Genomic DNA, 18,625 nt, shown 5'->3' on the forward strand with positions numbered 1-18,625 from the left:
GCATGAATTTTTTCTCAAAATGCAGATTGCAGTATCGCCTTAGGCCCTCACTAAAGTACAATCTTTGCCATTATCAAAGGAGAAATGATGAAATCGAAACAAGTTTTAACACTCGACGATCTGAAGAAAATTGCGAATGCAGCAGAAGCTGAAGCGATAGCAAATAACTGGGCAGTGACGATTTCTATTGTCGACGATGGCGGTCATTTGTTGTGGTTGCAGCGTCTGGACGGTGCAGCACCGATTTCAGCGCACATTTCACCAGCCAAAGCTAAAACCGCTGCTTTAGGACAGCGTGAGTCTAAGGTTTATGAAGATATGATCAACAATGGTCGCTTTTCATTTATCACGGCACCTAATCTGGATGGGTTGCTAGAAGGCGGCGTTCCTATCATCATCAATGGTGAGTATCTGGGAGCGGTTGGTGTCTCGGGTGTTAAATCATCGGAAGATGTGCAGATCGCCAAGGCTGGAATTGCCGCGTTATCTGCCTAAAAATTAATTTTTTAGCATTTAAATGATGGTTGCCTATCGTCGCCTTGTATCTTCAAGCTAATTTCGCTGGGCGCGATAGGGTTGAGGTTTTAAGATTTTTTATCTGGTCCTGCGCAGATTTATCAAATGATATTAAATATTTGCAGTTGAATGCTGCTGATGAAAACAACGGCGGCGTGTTCGGAGCCGCGTTTTGCGATCAGCGGTGTCTATTAGCGAGTAGCTAACCTGCTACGATTGTCGGAAGGGTGATTTTGCTCTATAATTGGAGGGTTAAGCCCAATTTACTCCGCCGTAGCGCATACATCTCCATTCCGTCTCAAAAAGACTATTAATATCTCCAGAATATTGGAGGGTTTCTTAGCGGTCGTTTGGCACAGCGCGCGGCGGTAACAACATCAGGAGTTACCTTTGCCGCCATTTTTTTCTGGCCATGCTGTTCCGGCCGTCCTCGCGCTAGCAGATGGGTCAATTTTTCAAGGTTTTTCGATTGGAGCTGTTGGCCATACGACCGGTGAAGTGGTATTTAATACCGCTATGACCGGGTACCAGGAAATACTTACAGACCCTAGCTATAGTCAACAAATCGTTACACTGACTTATCCTCACATCGGAAATACCGGTGTTAATCCAGAGGACATTGAGTCATCCCGCGTGCACGCTGCGGGTTTGATCATCCGCGATTTGCCGCGTTTGATCTCAAACTTCCGTTCTTCCCAAACACTTGAATCTTACTTGCAAGATGCGAATGTTGTCGCGATTGCCGGCATAGACACGCGCAAATTGACCCGCATCCTGCGCGAAAAAGGTGCGCAAAGTGGCGCCATCGTCACCATGCAGTCAGATATCGCCACCACCACCGCGAAGGCGTTGGAGTTGGCGCGCAGTTTTCCTGGTCTGGCTGGTATGGATTTGGCTAAAGTGGTTTCCACCACTAAATCGTATAGCTGGAGTGAAACAGAATGGCGTCTCGGCCGAGGTTACGATCAGCAAATTACGGCTAAATATCATGTTGTCGCATTTGATTATGGTGTCAAATTCAACATCTTGCGTATGTTGGCTGCCCGGGGCTGCAAAGTAACGGTATTGCCTGCGCAGGCTACCGCCGCTGAAGCGTTAGCGCTTAATCCCGACGGGATATTTTTATCGAACGGTCCTGGTGATCCAGAGCCATGCGATTACGCCATTTCGGCGACGAAAGAATTGATAGAGCGCGGCATCCCTACCTTTGGAATCTGCCTGGGACACCAGATTATGGCATTGGCGTCCGGCGCGAAGACGATGAAAATGAAATTTGGACATCATGGCGCAAATCATCCTGTTCAGGACCTTGTGACCAAGCAGGTCATGATCACGTCGCAGAACCACGGTTTTGCAGTCGATCCGGAAACCTTGCCTGCAAATTGCCAGGTAACGCATGTTTCGTTATTCGATGGCTCGTTGCAAGGTTTTGCCCGCACTGATAAGCCAGCGTTTTGCTTTCAGGGGCATCCGGAAGCCTCGCCTGGACCGAATGACGTCGCCCCTTTGTTCGATCGCTTTGTGGCGATGATGGAGAAAAATAAAAATGCCTAAGCGTACCGATATAAAAAGCATCCTGATTATAGGTGCTGGGCCGATCATTATCGGCCAGGCCTGCGAGTTCGACTATTCTGGCGCGCAAGCCTGCAAAGCGCTGCGTGAAGAGGGTTACAAAGTTATCCTGGTCAACAGCAATCCAGCGACCATCATGACTGACCCGGAAATGGCCGATGTTACTTACATCGAGCCGATTACCTGGCAAGTCGTTGAACGTATTATTGCAAAAGAAAAGCCTGATGCAATTTTGCCGACAATGGGCGGCCAGACCGCACTGAATTGCGCACTTGATTTGCATCATCATGGCATTCTGACTAAATACAACGTTGAACTGATTGGTGCTTCTCCGGAAGCCATCGACAAGGCCGAAGATCGCTCCAAATTCAAAGCCGCGATGACCAAAATTGGTCTGGGTTCAGCGCGCTCGGGTGTTGCGCACACGATGGATGAAGCTTGGGTTGTGCAAAAAGAACTCGGATTTCCAACCATCATTCGTCCATCGTTCACGATGGGCGGCACTGGCGGTGGTATCGCATATAACGCGGAAGAGTTCGAAGCGATTTGCAAGCGTGGTCTGGAAGCATCGCCGACCAAAGAATTGTTGATTGAAGAGTCGTTGATTGGCTGGAAAGAATTTGAGATGGAAGTTGTGCGCGATAAGGCGGATAACTGCATCATCGTTTGTTCAATTGAAAATCTGGACCCGATGGGCGTGCACACCGGTGATTCTATTACGGTGGCGCCAGCGCAGACGCTGACGGACAAAGAATATCAAATCATGCGGAATGCCTCGCTGGCTGTATTGCGCGAGATCGGCGTTGATACGGGTGGCTCCAATGTTCAGTTCTCCATTAATCCTGCTGACGGCCGGATGATTGTTATCGAGATGAACCCACGCGTGTCGCGTTCTTCGGCTTTAGCTTCAAAAGCAACCGGATTTCCGATTGCCAAGATCGCTGCGAAGCTGGCGGTTGGCTTTACGCTCGATGAATTGCGCAACGAAATCACAGGCGGTGCAACCCCAGCATCGTTCGAGCCATCGATTGATTACGTCGTTACCAAGATTCCGCGTTTTGCGTTCGAAAAATTCCCTGCCGCCGATGACCATCTGACGACGCAAATGAAATCGGTTGGCGAAGTGATGGCGATTGGCCGCACCTTCCAGGAATCGTTCCAAAAAGCATTGCGCGGACTTGAAGTCGGTGTTGATGGAATGAATGAAAAAACCCAGGACCGCGAAGTGATCGAAGAAGAGCTTGGCGAGCCGGGACCGGACCGTATCTGGTACGTCGGCGACGCATTTGCGCAAGGATTTACATTGGAAGAAGTGCATCAACTGACGCATATCGACCCGTGGTTCCTGTCGCAGATCAAAGAGATTGTCGACACCGAATTGTGGCTGGAAAGCACGCAAACGCTGGAAGGTCTTGATCGCGACACATTGTACAAACTGAAGCAACAAGGATTTGCCGATCGTCGTCTGGCGAAGCTGTTGAAAGTCACTGACACTGAAGTGCGTGCCAAACGTCATGCGATGAACTTGCGTCCAGTCTACAAGCGCGTCGATACTTGCGCGGGTGAATTTTCGACTGATACTGCATACATGTATTCGACCTACGAGGAAGAGTGCGAGTCCAATCCTACCGACAAAAAGAAAATTATGGTACTCGGTGGTGGTCCTAACCGTATCGGTCAAGGTATCGAGTTCGATTATTGTTGCGTACACGCAGCGCTAGCGTTGCGCGCCGATGGTTACGAAACCATCATGGTGAACTGCAATCCAGAAACTGTTTCGACCGATTATGACACTTCTGATCGTTTGTACTTTGAGTCGTTGACGCTGGAAGACGTGCTGGAAATCGTCGACAAAGAAAAGCCATACGGCGTGATCGTTCAGTACGGTGGTCAAACGCCGTTGAAACTGGCGCTTGATCTTGAGGCAAACGGCGTTCCGATTGTCGGCACTTCGCCAGACATGATCGATGCAGCCGAAGATCGCGAACGCTTTCAAAAGCTTCTGCATGATTTGAATCTGCGTCAACCGCCAAATCGCACTGCACGTACTGAAGAAGATGCACTGCGTCTGGCTCAGGAAATCGGTTATCCGCTGGTAGTTCGCCCATCCTACGTATTGGGCGGACGCGCCATGGAGATCGTTCATGAGCAGCGTGATCTTGAGCGTTACATGCGTGAGGCCGTGAAGGTTTCGCACGATTCGCCCGTATTGCTGGATCGTTTCCTGAACGATGCGATTGAAGTTGATGTCGATTGCCTGTCCGACGGTGAGCGCACATTTATCGGTGGCGTCATGGAACACATCGAACAAGCGGGCGTTCATTCGGGGGACTCCGCATGCTCGTTGCCGCCTTATTCATTGGCGCAGGAAACTATTGATGAACTGAAGCGTCAGACCGCACTGATGGCGAAAGGCTTGAACGTTGTGGGTTTGATGAACGTACAATTCGCGATTCAGCAGATTGATGGCAAGGATGTCGTATTCGTTCTTGAAGTTAATCCGCGCGCATCGCGCACCGTGCCGTTTGTTTCCAAGGCTACCGGTTTGCAATTGGCCAAGATCGCAGCGCGCTGTATGGTTGGTCAGTCTCTGGATAGTCAAGGAATCAAAGACGAGGTTGTACCGAAGTACTTCAGTGTCAAGGAAGCGGTATTCCCGTTTGTGAAATTCCCGGGCGTGGACACTATTCTCGGACCGGAAATGAAATCAACCGGCGAAGTAATGGGCGTCGGTAAAACGTTCGGCGAGGCTTTCGTTAAGTCACAACTCGGTGCTGGTATCAAGTTGCCAACTTCAGGACAGGTGTTCCTAAGTGTTAAAGCTGGAGATAAGCCCCGTGCTGTAAAGGTTGCGAAAGATTTGGTAGCAATGGGCTTTTCCGTCGTTGCCACTAAAGGTACAGCAGCCGCAATTCACGCGGCTGGTATCCCGGTGAAGACTGTCAACAAGGTCGTTGAAGGTCGTCCGCATGTTGTCGATATGATTAAGAACAATGAAATTACGTTGGTCATTAATACTGTCGAAGAAAAGCGCAGCGCCATCGTTGATTCACGGGCTATCCGTACATCGGCACTACAGGCACGTGCAACGACTTATACGACGATTGCAGGAGCCGAGGCAGCGGTGCAGGGTATGCGTCATCTGGACGAGTTGAATGTCTACGATTTACAAGGCCTGCATAAAACCTTACACTAAGATACGATCAATTTGTCTTCCGGAAGATGGCTTGCAGTTCATCACTTTACGGTGAGCTTGCTTCGGTGGGTTAATCGGCCTGAGTAACGTTACTAGTCATAAGTTTAGTAAGTTATACATATCGTTAATCACTATTGTTCTTCAAAGCTGTAGAAGATAAGCAGAAATCAGACGTCCCATGCGGAGGTCGCAGACAGCGCCAAAACCCGGCGCGGTTTGTGACCTCCGCAGCATTTTATTCAAGTGATCGTTAAGATCACTGCGGCCGAAGGATTGATGGAGTGCAGGGGGGACCTCTTTGTTTTCGATACGGTTTTTGACGTAACGCCCGAAGTAGACTAGAAATGAACGCTGGCGAATAGTGTTAAAAATGCAACCTTAAAGGGGCATTCGTTCGCCAAATTAATAACTTTAAATAGATTTTGAATAAGATTCCTATGAGCTCAGTACCTCTTACCAAGTTTGGCGCCGAATTGTTGAAAGCTGAACTGGTGCGCCTGAAAACAAAAGAACGTCCGTCCGTTATCAATGCGATTGCCGAGGCGCGGGCGCACGGTGATCTTTCTGAAAATGCCGATTACGACGCAGCGAAAGAGCGCCAGGGGTTTATCGAAGGTCGGATTGCCGATCTGGAAGGAAAGTTGGGCGCAGCGCAAATCATCGATCCAACCACGTTGGATGCGGAAGGCCGCGTGGTTTTTGCCGCAACCGTGGATCTTGAAGATCTGGAAACCGGAGACAAGGTAACCTATCAAATCGTTGGAATGGACGAGGCTGATATCAAAGTCTCAAAAGTCTCCATTACTTCACCAATTGCCCGTGCATTGATCGGGAAAAGCGCTGGGGACGTTGTCGGTGTCCAGGCTCCGTCAGGGATCCGCGAGTACGAGATTTTAGAAGTGCGTTATATCTAGGTTTTTCCACGTCAGTGTAGGCATCGAGTGATTCGGGGCGCCAGCAGGATGGCCAAGAAGGCAGAGGAATTTTGGCCTCTATATGAACGTTGCGACAGCGAGCTTCCATGCTATTGAACTTCGGTCGATGATGACCGTGGCAAAGGACATAATGATAGTAGTGCGCGCAAGATTATTAATCGCTACCCTATGGGTAGGAAGCTTATGGACGGTGGGATATGTCGTCGCGCCTACCTTGTTCGCAACGTTGTCGGACAGGGTTTTGGCAGGCACTATCGCCGGTAGTTTATTCAGAATTGAAGCTTGGATCGGCGTGGTCTGTGGGCTGTTACTGACGCTGTTATTCTGTTTTCGGACAGCTGACGACAACGCGCCATTACGGAAAACCTTATTACGGTTAACGTTGGCGGTGCTTCTCTGTACTTTGGTCGGTTATTTCGGAATTCAGCCGTTTATGGCATCGCTACGTGAAGCTGCTGCGCCTGGCGGTGTCATGAGTTCTGCTGCAAAAACGCAGTTCGGTATTTTGCATGGTGTCGCAAGCGCGATATATCTCATTCAAAGCTTGCTTGGCGTCGGCTTGATTTTGAAATTACGCACATTGCGTTAACGCGCGATCCACGTAGTTAGGATTGCAGGGGAAATCTCCGTTATCGGCTTTTTACCCTTGCAACTTCAGGTAAAATGCGCCGGCTCCCTTGAGTTTCGTGTACCGCGCGTTTAGAGCAATTTCACTGGCCGGGTTATTGACCAAGGGCAGATTTCTTGCGGCTTTTTTGACGTGGTTTTTCGCGTTTGATATTGCCGCCAGCGGTTACGCGCTCATTGCCTTTAACCATCACTTTGGTCACTGATGGGCGTTTGGTTCCACTTGGGCTTGGTTTAACAATAGTGACTTCACGCATGCCTCTTCCACGTGTTTCGGTACGTGCCTTCGCTGCATCTTTTTGCGGACGATACATTATCAGGAGTTTACCGATGTGCTGTACCGGAGCGGCACCGAGTTTGTCGCAAATAGTTTCGTAGATTGCAATCCGCGCTTCGCGATCGTCGCCAAATACACGCACCTTGATCAGGCCATGGGAATTCAGGCTGTTATCAATTTCCTTTAATAGTGACGGTTTCAAACCTTCTTCACTAATGAGGACGACTGGACTTAGTGCATGGGCTTCGGCGCGGAGTTCGCTGCGCTCGGCGGGTGTGAGTTTCAACATAAATATAAAAATTCCTTAAAAACGGTATTCTACGCGAATGGCAAAGAAGAAATTAAACAAAAACTGGCTTCACGATCACATTAACGATCCATATGTGAAGTTGGCGCAAAAAGATGGCTATCGCGCACGCGCTGCATACAAGCTAAAAGAAATTGACGAAGTTGACAAATTGATCAAGCCCGGTCAAATTATCGTCGATCTTGGGTCCACGCCGGGAAGCTGGTCTCAATACGTTCGTAATAAACTCGCCGGACAAGAGGGTGGCGGCATCCATGGAATGGTGATCGGTTTAGATATTTTGCCCATGGACCCTATTGCCGATGTGCACTTTATATTGGGGGATTTCCGGGAGCAAGATAGTCTTACCCAGCTTGAACGGTTGTTGTCTGGCCGTAAAGTTGATCTTGTTTTATCAGATATGGCGCCTAATCTGTCAGGTATTGCTATCGCAGACGCTGCACGAATGGAGGAAATTATTGATTTGGCAATCGAGTTCGCGGTCAATCATATGAAACCTTCTGGCGTATTATTGGCAAAATGTTTCAACGGTAGAGGATATAACGAAATTTTGGGCAAATTTCGCGCCACGTTTGAAAGCGTCGGGTCTAGAAAACCGAAAGCCAGCCGTGATAAGTCCTCCGAAATCTTCTTATTGGGGCGGAATTTAAAGAATTCGGCTTGAATTTCGCGTTTCACCACTTTATTGTGGATTTATCCTTGATTTATCAGAGATGCGTCCACATATCGAGTTTTAGGAGCCTGTCGGACTGTGTTTGGCGCTTGCGAATAATTGAGCGCAAAATTGCCGGGCTGTTGTAGATTTCACCAGATTCTTAAGCAATAGCGCGCTATTGCCACTTGAATACGGCAAAATCTGTCTTCGACCCCGATAATTTTTGTTTCGATGCCGTGGAACGTCGAGCTAAGTCCGACAGCCTCCTAGTATCGACTGGTGATTCCGAGTAAAATCAGGTCTCAACCAAAAAGCAACAAACATAGTGCGAGCCCAACCCGAAGCACCACGACTATCGGCGCGTCGCGCGCTCAAGGAGTTCTAGTGAATAACATGTTTTCAAAAGCCGCCATCTGGGTGGTCATAGCCTTGGTGCTCTTTACCGTATTTAAGCAATTCGATACCAAAGGGTTGTCTAACGGTGCGGCACCGATCGCCTATTCTGACTTCATTAATGAGGTGAAGGCGGGACACATCACGGATGCGGTGATTGAAGACCGTAACATTATCGCCAATACCTCAGACGGTAAAAAAATCAAGACCACTACCACCTTCCTTGATCGTGGCTTAGTGGGTGATTTGCTTAATAACGGCGTTAAGTTCGACGTTAAGCAGCCCGAAGAACCGTCGTTCCTCTCGCAAATATTTATATCCTGGTTTCCGATGATTTTGTTGCTCGGCGTCTGGATCTTCTTTATGCGGCAGATGCAAGGCGGCGGCAAGGGCGGTGCGTTCTCATTTGGAAAATCAAAAGCGCGGATGCTGGACGAGACCACAAACACGGTCACTTTTGCCGACGTCGCTGGTTGCGACGAAGCAAAAGATGAAGTATCGGAAATTGTGGATTTCCTACGTGACCCTACGAAGTTTCAAAAATTGGGCGGGCGTATTCCCCATGGCGTACTGATGGTCGGGCCTCCAGGAACGGGTAAAACACTTTTGGCACGAGCCATAGCGGGTGAGGCTAAAGTGCCGTTCTTTACCATTTCCGGTTCAGACTTCGTTGAAATGTTCGTGGGTGTGGGTGCTTCGCGTGTTCGTGACATGTTCGAAAATGCCAAAAAACATTCACCTTGTATTATCTTTATCGATGAAATCGACGCGGTTGGTCGTCATCGCGGCGCTGGTATGGGCGGAGGAAATGACGAGCGCGAACAAACGCTGAATCAAATGCTGGTTGAGATGGATGGCTTTGAAGTGAACTCCGGCGTGATCGTAATTGCCGCCACCAACCGTGCTGACGTACTCGATAAAGCTCTGTTGCGTCCAGGTCGTTTCGACCGCCAGGTGGTAGTTGGGTTGCCGGATATTCGCGGTCGTGAGCAAATTCTTAATGTGCACATGCGCAAAGTGCCTATCTCGACTGACGTTAAGGCTGATATTTTGGCGCGCGGTACACCTGGATTTTCTGGTGCAGATTTGGCAAATTTAGTCAACGAAGCGGCATTGTTTGCAGCACGTCGTACGAAACGTCTGGTTGAAATGCAAGACTTCGAGGATGCCAAGGACAAGATTGTCATGGGTCCAGAACGCAAGTCCGCTGTGATGCGTGAAGAAGAGCGTCGTAATACTGCTTATCATGAATCAGGTCACGCTGTTGTTGCCAAGTTGCTTCCAAAGGCTGATCCGGTACATAAAGTCACCATCATGCCGCGTGGTTTTGCGCTAGGGCTTACATGGCAGTTGCCTGAACATGACCGTGTCAATATGTATAAAGACAAGATGCTCGAAGAAATCGCTATTCTGTTTGGCGGTCGTATTTCTGAAGAGATCTTTATGCATCAGATGTCTACCGGAGCCTCCAACGATTTTGAGCGTGCGACGAAGTTGGCGCGTGCGATGGTGACGCGTTACGGTATGTCCGAAACGCTCGGAACGATGGTGTACGAAGATACAGAGCAAGATGCTTATTTTGGCCGGATGGCTTCAAAAACTGTTTCGGAAGCGACTCAGCAAAAAGTCGATGCGGAAATTCGCAGCATTCTGGATCAGCAATATGCGTTATCGCGCAGTTTGCTTGAGGAAAATCGCGACAAGGTTGAGGCCATGACCAAGGCACTGCTTGATTGGGAAACGATTGATGCGGATCAAATTAACGACATCATGGAAGGTCTCGAGCCACGTTTGCCAAAGTATGGTATTCCGGTAAAGAAGACGCCGACTGATAGTTCGTCTGGCGGCATTTCCCCGACTGCGACTGCGCCTGCGTGATTCTTTCCTGGCGAAAAGCGACATCATAGTGAGTCGGGAATCTTCGACGTAACCACTCAAGGGTGAGGATTGATCCTCGCCCTTTTTCTGTATACGAATAAAAAAATGCAACAATACTTTCAATGCGGGCGTTACCGCTTGCCGGTCAATACGCCGAATGCGCGGCCCTTGGTAATGGGAATTTTAAACGTCACGCCGGATTCATTTTCCGATGGCGGTCGATTTTATTCACTAGAATTCGCCCTTTCTCATGCAGAACAGATGATTGCGGACGGTGTAGATATTATTGACATCGGCGCTGAGTCAAGTCGCCCAGGCAGTCCTGCGTTGTCCATGTCAGAAGAGTTGGATCGATTGATGCCAGTAATCTACGCATTACGCGATTGCGGAAAGCCTCTTTCCATTGATACTTATAAGCCCGCAGTGATGCGTGAGGCAATCGCCGCAGGGGTCGATTTGATCAACGACATCAATGCTTTCCGTGCAGAGGGTGCGGTGGAAGCGTTGAACGATAGTGACTGCGGGGTATGTGTGATGCACATGCAAGGGCAGCCACAAACCATGCAAGACCTCCCAGCGTATGAAGACGTGGTCACGGAGGTGAGTACTTTTCTACGTGACCGGGTATCGGTTTTGGAGCAGGCAGGAATAGACCGCGCACGTATTACCATTGATCCCGGGTTCGGTTTTGGAAAAACCCTGACACATAACCTTACTTTGCTCAAGAATATTGGTAAAATGCAACAACTATTGGAGCTTCCAATGTTGGTGGGAACATCACGGAAAACGATGCTCGGCGATTTAACCGGACGGCCCGTCGAGCGGCGCCTGGCCGGGAGTATTGCTGCGGCTCTGGTGGCGGTGGCGCAAGGTGCAAAGATTGTGCGCGTGCACGACGTCACTGAAACGATTGATGCGTTGGCGGTTTGGCAAGCTGGTATCGTTTGATTTCGGCGCCGTTTTGTTAAACGTACCCCCGACACCATAAAGCTATGTGAAGTACTGTGCGAGACCCTTGATGTTCGTGGAAATCGGATAATCACGTGAGCTCGTCGGCACTCATCTGTCAAAAGTAGTTGAAATCAGCCCTCACGATAGTAGTTCTCAAAAAATAATAAGCATAGAAAAATGGGCAATATATGACTCGAAAATATTTTGGTACAGATGGTATCCGTGGTCGCGTAGGGGTTGCCCCAATTACCCCGGATTTCGTAATGAGATTAGGCTACGCGGCGGGAAAGGTACTTGCGCAAGCAGAGTCTGCCGCCATTAAGCCAACCGTATTAATCGGGAAAGACACGCGCGTATCCGGTTACATGCTGGAGGCCGCTTTAGAAGCTGGCTTTGCAGCGGCAGGGGTGGATGTCATGCTGGCGGGCCCGATGCCGACGCCGGCGATTGCCTACCTTACAAGGGCATTGCGCCTTTCGGCTGGGGTAGTTATTTCAGCCTCGCATAATCCGTTTGATGATAATGGGATTAAGTTTTTTTCGGCTCACGGCGACAAGTTGGGTGATAGCGTTGAGGCAGCCATAGAGGCTGCGCTCGAGCTTCCCATGAATTGTGTGACGTCCGATAAACTGGGTAAGGCTAAACGCCTGGATGACGCTCCAGGGCGCTATATTGAGTTCTGCAAAAGTACCTTTCCAAATGATCTCGATTTGCGTGGCATGACCATCGTTGTTGATGCAGCGCACGGTGCTGCTTATCATATTGCCTCGCATGTGTTTCATGAGCTCGGTGCCGAGGTGATCTCTATCGGCAATCAGCCCAACGGTTTTAATATCAATGACGGCTTCGGTGCCACTGCGCCGGAAGCCCTATCGCTGGCCGTGTGCGCAAACAATGCGGACGTCGGGATTGCCTTGGATGGTGATGCAGACAGGTTGATTATGGTCGACTCTAGCGGCCGGATATACAACGGTGATGAATTGCTTTATATCGTCGTTAAAGACCGCTTAAAAACCGGTGTTGTTAATGGAGTAGTTGGCACTTTGATGACGAACATGGCACTGGAGGTTGCCTTTGGACGCATGGGGCTGGAGTTTGCCAGGGCCAAAGTAGGCGATCGTTATGTATTGGAACAATTAAAAGAGCGTGGTTGGCTGCTTGGCGGCGAAGGTTCCGGCCATTTATTGTGTCTCGACAAGCACACTACCGGGGACGGCATTGTCTCGGCGCTACAAGTGTTGTCAGCGCTAAGCCGCAGCGGACAATCGTTGTCGGAAATCACGGCTGACATAAGCATGTATCCACAAACATTGATTAACATTAGAGTGGCTGCAGGTTTCGATTGGCTAAATCAAGCTGAGGTAGTAGCCGAAACAGCCGCCGTGGAAGCAGAGCTGGGTGACAACGGACGTGTATTAATTCGTGCCTCCGGGACCGAGCCGTTGATACGTGTCATGGTTGAGGCTAAAACTGCGGAACTGGCGCAGATAATGGCACGCCGTATTGCCAATAAAATTACCGTTTAAATTGGTTCAATTCAACCTTCCCGCTATTTATTTTTACAATTATTTGCTAAGTACAGATGTCAAAACATCACACCAATATTCTCATTGTCGAAGACGAGACGGGCATCGCCGAACTGTTAAGGTTCACTCTCGACGATGCAGGGTTCTCTTGCGAAATCGCTGCTGATGCAGCGGAGGCGCGCGCTGCGATAACTGCTATGTTGCCGCAGTTAGTTTTGCTGGACTGGATGTTGCCGGATACTTCCGGTTTGTCACTGTTGCAGGAATGGCGAGGGCAGGTGAGGACGGCCACGCTCCCGGTCATCATGTTGACCGCCAAGGGAATGGATGAAGACAAAGTCCGAGGCTTAAATGATGGAGCGGACGATTACATTACCAAGCCATTTTCACCTAAGGAACTGGTCGCTCGGATTCAGGCTTTATTGCGACGTAAAGTGCCTGAGTTAGGACACAGCACTCTGAAATATGGCGTGATTAGTATCGACACCGATCGTTATCAGGTTTCAATTGACAGTAGCACCATCGAACTGGATCAAGCTGAATTCAAGTTACTTCGTTTTCTTATCGCTCATCCCGAGCGTATATTTTCGCGTGCACAGTTACTTGATAAAGTATGGGGAGATCACACCTTTATCGAAGAGCGCACGGTAGACGTGCATATTATGCGATTACGTAAGTCACTCGGTCCCGCTGCGGATTACGTCAAAACGATACGCGGTGTCGGTTATAAAATGTCTTCAGACACGAGCGCATGAAATATCGATGCACTCGGCCCCGTTGCCAATGAACACGCGCGAGCGTGCCACGCGTAACGGCCGTACGTTTTGGGTGCCAACATTATTGCGTTTCGCGTTGTTGTGTCTGGTTATGTTAGCGGTTGGCGCGTATTACGGCTTTGTAGTGGGGGTGATATGGTTTGGATTATCCCTGGTAGTTTTATTGTTTTTGCAGATATGGTCGCTCTATCGTATTGAACAATGGTTGGATCGGCCTTACGGAACGCCGCGTCCTAAGACCTGGGGGTTATGGGCGCATGCAGCAACCCGTTTAGATATTATTCGTCGCGAAGATGAACGCTCGCGTGTCGATATGGCGGAGTGGCTGGCGCGCTTCCGACAGGCGATGAGCTTGCTCCCGGACGGCGTCGTGATTGTGGATAGCGTGATGCATCTGGAGTGGTGCAATCCGGCGGCAGAGCGACATTTAGGGCTCGATAAAGTGCGCGATGAGGGGCGGCTTCTGACCAATTTGATCCGCGCACCAGAGTTTGTCGATTACATGTTGTCGGGCCGCTTTGAACAGCCACTTCCCTTCATTCATCATTACCGAAAAATCCAACTGCAATTAATATCCTTCGATGATCGACGACAGATTCTGGTCACACACGATGTGACTCAGGCAGAAAAGCTCGAGACTTTGCGACGTGATTTTATCGCTAATGCGTCGCATGAACTTAGGACCCCATTAACCGTTATCAACGGTTTCTTAGAGCATGCGTTATCCACCGAAATGGATCAAAGCACGCGGCATCGCCAACTTGATTTAATGGCGGAACAAGGCCAACGCATGCAGCGTCTGGTGGCCGATATGTTGACACTAACCAGGCTAGAATCCTTGACGCAACAACCCTCTGGCGAGACGGTACGAATCGTGCCGATGTTAAATCGCATCTTAGAACAGGCGCGCGCCTTATCAGAGGGAAGGCATTTGATCACGCTCGAAGCGGAAGCGATTGATCTCAAGGGAAATTCTGATGAACTTGAGAGCGCGTTCACTAACTTACTCACGAACGCTGTACGTTATACACCTGATGGCGGATCGATTCAAATTACCTGGAAGATCGTTGGTGATGGTGCCGCGCTTGCAGTGTGCGATGACGGGATCGGGATTGCTGAAGAGCACTTAAGCCGTTTGACTGAGCGTTTTTATCGCGTTGATAAAACTCGCTCCCGGGTGACGCAGGGAACCGGCCTCGGGCTGGCAATCGTCAAGCATGTTTTATTACGTCATCGCGGCCATTTGGAGATCGTGTCTGAATCTGGAAAGGGAAGTTGTTTCAGCGCGGTATTCCAGCGATCACAATTGGTCTTATCGGAAGAGCGATAGTAAATTTTAATGAAAGTTTGCTTAAACATATTGACCAAAATGATGTGGGCGGGTATGATTCTGTTCTTCGGAGTGTAGCGCAGCCCGGTAGCGCACCTGGTTTGGGACCAGGGGGTCCAAGGTTCGAATCCTTGTACTCCGACCAAAAATAAAAAGCGGGCTGTCTTAGGACAGCCCGCTTTTCCATTTTCAGAATAAATTTATTAGAAAAATTAAGAAAAAATTGTGTATCACTCATTTTTTTCTAATTAATCGAAAACGTGGTCGAGTATCATTTTTCGCAATATTTGCTGAAATAATGTTGCGATAATTTTGCTTGAATTGCGGGTTAAATAGTTCCAGTATTATTGGGCCTGTGGCCTCATCCACATGGTTTATCAAGTGACTTTGCGCAGGTTTGTCGTTGTGCATTGAAACTGTTACAGTTCTTCTATGCGTCGGTAGCTCAGCTGGATAGAGCAATGCCCTTCTAAGGCATGGGTCGGGGGTTCGAGCCCCTCCCGACGCACTTCTTTCTTCTTAAAATCAAGCGTGTGGATTTCATGTGTTTTTCAGTCGAGATAGAGATAATCTTTTTCGTCTCTTAAATTACGTACTGAAAATTGATGCGCTTCTTTTAGCTCAAGGTAGAAAGTCGAGCGACTATTTTGTCGATCAAAAAGATGAGATCGGACGGAGCTGTCTACTCAACGCATTTTTTATGCGTACGAAATTGCTATCTCGCTAGCGCACAAATTGTCTTCTCTCCGCATTCAAAAAGCAAAGTAAACCATCCGTTTTTCCGCCTGGATGGCGTAGCGCTCACAACTTTATTAATCAACGCAAATTTTTTTAAGCGGTTATTTTCTGGTGCCTGGTTTTGTGGAAAAATTTTCCAATGCGAGGAAGCCGGGCCGCAATCCCTTGATAGCCTGTTTGGCCAAAAAGGATATTAAATTTCTCACCGTAAATTAGGCATTTCAATGCCCAATTCTTTCGCCCATTGATCGCTCGCTTGCAGTGTTTTCAAAATCGATCTAACGATATAATCGCAGAGCAGGAATCAGCTCGACGCCATGCGCGTGCTTTTTTTTAAAGGTAGCCGAGAATAATTGCTGTCCGTTTATTATTGAAGGAGCTTATCTTGATTCATCATCTTGACCATTTGGTTCTCACAACCCGCGACAAAGCAAAATGTATCGATTTTTATACCCGTGTATTAGGCATGCAGCTTGAAACTTTTGGGGCAGGGCGGGTTGCATTTAAATTTGGTCAACAAAAAATTAATTTACATGAATTCGGCAATGAATTTTTGCCAAAGGCCGCCTATCCAACTCCTGGTTCGCTCGACTTGTGCTTTATTGCTTCTGTCCCGTTAACCCAGGTTATAGCGCAATGCGAGCAGTGTGGTGTGAGGATTGAAGACGGACCAGTCAAGCGCACCGGCGCGAACTGGCCGATACTTTCCGTGTATATACGTGATCCTGACAATAATCTGATTGAGATCTCCGAGAAGGTTTGATTGTTGGGTAGCAGGTTTCAAAAACGCCAAAAACACTTCCCCTACCAATCAGTATCGGTTGCTACGTGCAATCAAATCCTGCTTGCTTTGGTCTAAACAGGCAGCGCGCCGCCGTGCGAATATTGACGGCTAATAACACGCCACCCCTTGCGCACGCGGTCTCATCAAATCGATTTGGCAGGGCCGCATAAACTCCTCCCTCAGTAGTTCAAAAGGTTCTACGCCGCCGTCGGAAGACTGTCGCTGGCGGCCGCATGGTGCTCTCAACGTTGCCTCAGAGTCTTATTTCCTTGACAGCATTTTAAGTGGTTCCGCGCCGTAACAATATGTTACATTATCTTATTTAAGAATAATGATAATGCGAAGTATTCTTATTTGTATTTATCATTATGGACGTATTCCGACCCTAAGCGGCTAAGAAGGCATGCGTTAAGGTGCGTCGCCGAGCTTTCGTACAAACCACTTAAGTCTGAACTATCAATGTTGACGTAACTCGACGCAAATTGCACGGTCGAGTCCAAAACTCTGATTTTTAATTTGACTGTCCACTAAGGTCCTAACGGAAAGATAGCTTGAAAATGTCTAACAGCGTTCACAATCTGCGCCCATCTGTAACGCGAGACTTCGGTGTTCGGAAGAATTACCGCTGCAATCAACGTTTGGCTGCCCAAATCGGATTTGCGATAGCCGGATGCATATTCTTATTAAATGCCGCGCACGCTGCTCCGCCGCCTATGTCAATTCCGGCAAGCACCGATGAAATACAAACAGGTCAAGCCGTGGCCGACGGACCGTTTGGTTTTTTGAATGGAATCAGTCGTAGCAGTGCGCTGTTAGGCGACATGTGGGGTTTACGTACCAACTTAAGCCGGGCCGGTATTTCATTAGCAGTTCAGGAAACGAGTGAGTATTTGGGAAATACATCGGGCGGCGTAAAAAAGGGTTTCGTCTACGATGGCCTGACGACTGCAGTGATGCAGGTCAACACTCAGCGTGCATTCGGACTATATGGTGGCTTGTTTAATGTTAGCGCGCTGCAAATTCACGGAAACAATTTAAGCGCGAATAATTTGCAAACATTGCAGACTGCTAGCGGGATTGAGTCGGATCGCGCGACACGGCTATGGGAGCTTTGGTACGACCAAAAATTCCTGGAAGAAGACCGCCTGGACATTAAAATAGGTCAACAAAGTCTCGACCAAGAGTTTATGGTGAGTAGCAACGCATTGTATTTCGTTAATACGATGTTCGGCTGGCCGATGTTGCCTTCTGCAGATTTGCCCGGCGGCGGACCGGCATACCCGTTATCGGCACTGGGTGCGCGCTTTAGCGCCAGACCGGTCGATGGCATCACGATTCTTGCTGGCGTCTTTAACGGTAGCCCAGTCTCGAACAATAATGGTGATCCACAATTACAAAATCGCCACGGCACCAGTTTCCCGTTGGGTAATGGCACGATGTCGATAATGGAAGTGCAATTTTCCTATCCGGCCGTCGGCAGCATGGTTGAGGCGGGCGCATCGGCACCATTGGGATGGACTTATCGCCTTGGCGCCTGGTATAACAGTGAGTCCTTTTCGGATCAGCAAACCGATCAAAATGGACTTTCACTGGCCGACCCTAACAGCATTGGTCAACCGCGCCAGCATCATGGGGATTACGCGGTGTACGCGGTGGCCGATCATTTGGTCTGGCGCGATGAGCGCGATCCAAATCGTACGATAGCAGTGTTTGCGCGCGTAATGGGGACACCGTTAACCGACCGAAATCTGATCGATTTCAGCTTGAACGCCGGTATGGTGTTTCATAGTCCGTTTATCTATCGGACCACCGACACTTTCGGTATCGGTGTGGGTTACGCGAACGTGAGTAAGCAAGCAGCGGCTTTGGATCGCGCTACCAATCTATACAGTGGCACTAACAGTCCGGTGCGCAGCAGCGAATCATTCGTTGAATTGACCTATCAATATCAGATGACACCCTGGCTCCAATTGCAACCCGACGTTCAATATGTTTTTAATCCGGGCGCTGGTGTGGCAAATCCCAATGACCCGGTGCATCGCATCAAGAATGAGCTCGTCCTTGGCTTGCGTACCAATATTTCATTTTGACAGGATCGAAACCCCTCTATGAATCAGAACCAATTTAAGCTTATTTTGACCAATTTCTGGCAGCGAAAGCGCTT

The 18,625-nt window shown here is 49.0% G+C and carries 14 protein-coding genes and 2 tRNA genes; 15 read left to right on the top strand and 1 reads right to left on the bottom strand.

Annotated features, from left to right (window positions below):
• Window positions 1–87 precede the first annotated feature (87 nt).
• From JQN73_RS19010 to JQN73_RS19030, 5 genes are all read left to right on the top strand, one after another.
• Complete coding sequence (locus JQN73_RS19010; protein ID WP_205323469.1) at window positions 88–495, top strand: heme-binding protein; 408 nt, start codon at window positions 88–90, stop codon at window positions 493–495.
• 411 nt (window positions 496–906) lie between these two features.
• A complete protein-coding gene (carA, locus tag JQN73_RS19015) occupies window positions 907–2,070 on the top strand; it encodes a glutamine-hydrolyzing carbamoyl-phosphate synthase small subunit (RefSeq protein WP_205320513.1) in 1,164 nt (387 codons plus the stop codon).
• Window positions 2,063–5,284 (top strand): carbamoyl-phosphate synthase large subunit, encoded by a 3,222-nt coding sequence (gene carB, locus JQN73_RS19020; protein ID WP_205320514.1) that lies wholly within the window; start codon window positions 2,063–2,065, stop codon window positions 5,282–5,284. Before carA ends, carB begins: the two co-directional genes overlap by 8 nt.
• Before the next feature lie 437 nt (window positions 5,285–5,721).
• The gene (greA, locus tag JQN73_RS19025; RefSeq protein WP_205320515.1) at window positions 5,722–6,198 is read left to right on the top strand and encodes a transcription elongation factor GreA; all 477 of its coding nucleotides are present in this window, start codon (window positions 5,722–5,724) and stop codon (window positions 6,196–6,198) included.
• 151 nt (window positions 6,199–6,349) lie between these two features.
• Window positions 6,350–6,808 (top strand): DUF4149 domain-containing protein, encoded by a 459-nt coding sequence (locus JQN73_RS19030; RefSeq protein WP_205320516.1) that lies wholly within the window; start codon window positions 6,350–6,352, stop codon window positions 6,806–6,808.
• A 133-nt stretch (window positions 6,809–6,941) separates the two neighbouring features.
• On the opposite strand, the gene JQN73_RS19035 is transcribed toward JQN73_RS19030, so the two are convergent.
• Window positions 6,942–7,412, bottom strand: a complete 471-nt coding sequence (locus tag JQN73_RS19035; protein ID WP_205320517.1) for a YhbY family RNA-binding protein — start codon at window positions 7,410–7,412, stop codon at window positions 6,942–6,944.
• Between the two features lie 37 nt (window positions 7,413–7,449).
• Here JQN73_RS19035 and JQN73_RS19040 point away from each other — a divergent pair, with 37 nt between their 5' ends.
• The 10 genes from JQN73_RS19040 (at window position 7,450) to JQN73_RS19085 (ending at window position 18,551) form a co-directional block, all read left to right on the top strand.
• Entirely contained in the window at window positions 7,450–8,094 is a 645-nt protein-coding gene (locus JQN73_RS19040; protein ID WP_205320518.1) for an RlmE family RNA methyltransferase, read from the top strand.
• 375 nt (window positions 8,095–8,469) lie between these two features.
• Window positions 8,470–10,356 (top strand): ATP-dependent zinc metalloprotease FtsH, encoded by a 1,887-nt coding sequence (gene ftsH, locus JQN73_RS19045; RefSeq protein ID WP_304607793.1) that lies wholly within the window; start codon window positions 8,470–8,472, stop codon window positions 10,354–10,356.
• A gap of 105 nt (window positions 10,357–10,461) precedes the next feature.
• A complete protein-coding gene (gene folP, locus JQN73_RS19050) occupies window positions 10,462–11,304 on the top strand; it encodes a dihydropteroate synthase (RefSeq protein ID WP_205320519.1) in 843 nt (280 codons plus the stop codon).
• A 191-nt stretch (window positions 11,305–11,495) separates the two neighbouring features.
• Entirely contained in the window at window positions 11,496–12,833 is a 1,338-nt protein-coding gene (gene glmM, locus JQN73_RS19055; protein WP_205320520.1) for a phosphoglucosamine mutase, read from the top strand.
• Window positions 12,834–12,889: 56 nt separating this feature from the next.
• Entirely contained in the window at window positions 12,890–13,588 is a 699-nt protein-coding gene (locus JQN73_RS19060) for a response regulator (RefSeq protein ID WP_205320521.1), read from the top strand.
• 7 nt (window positions 13,589–13,595) lie between these two features.
• Window positions 13,596–14,939 (top strand): phosphate regulon sensor histidine kinase PhoR, encoded by a 1,344-nt coding sequence (phoR, locus tag JQN73_RS19065; protein ID WP_205320522.1) that lies wholly within the window; start codon window positions 13,596–13,598, stop codon window positions 14,937–14,939.
• 68 nt (window positions 14,940–15,007) lie between these two features.
• Window positions 15,008–15,084, top strand: a tRNA-Pro gene (locus JQN73_RS19070).
• 289 nt (window positions 15,085–15,373) lie between these two features.
• Window positions 15,374–15,447 (top strand) — tRNA-Arg (locus JQN73_RS19075).
• A gap of 615 nt (window positions 15,448–16,062) precedes the next feature.
• On the top strand, window positions 16,063–16,440 hold the full coding sequence (locus tag JQN73_RS19080; RefSeq protein WP_205320523.1) for a VOC family protein: 378 nt from the start codon (window positions 16,063–16,065) through the stop codon (window positions 16,438–16,440).
• Between the two features lie 578 nt (window positions 16,441–17,018).
• Window positions 17,019–18,551 (top strand): carbohydrate porin, encoded by a 1,533-nt coding sequence (locus JQN73_RS19085; protein ID WP_205320524.1) that lies wholly within the window; start codon window positions 17,019–17,021, stop codon window positions 18,549–18,551.
• The last annotated feature ends 74 nt before the right edge of the window (window positions 18,552–18,625 follow it).

Source organism: Glaciimonas sp. PAMC28666, assembly GCF_016917355.1.
Classification (GTDB): Bacteria; Pseudomonadota; Gammaproteobacteria; order Burkholderiales; family Burkholderiaceae_D; genus Glaciimonas.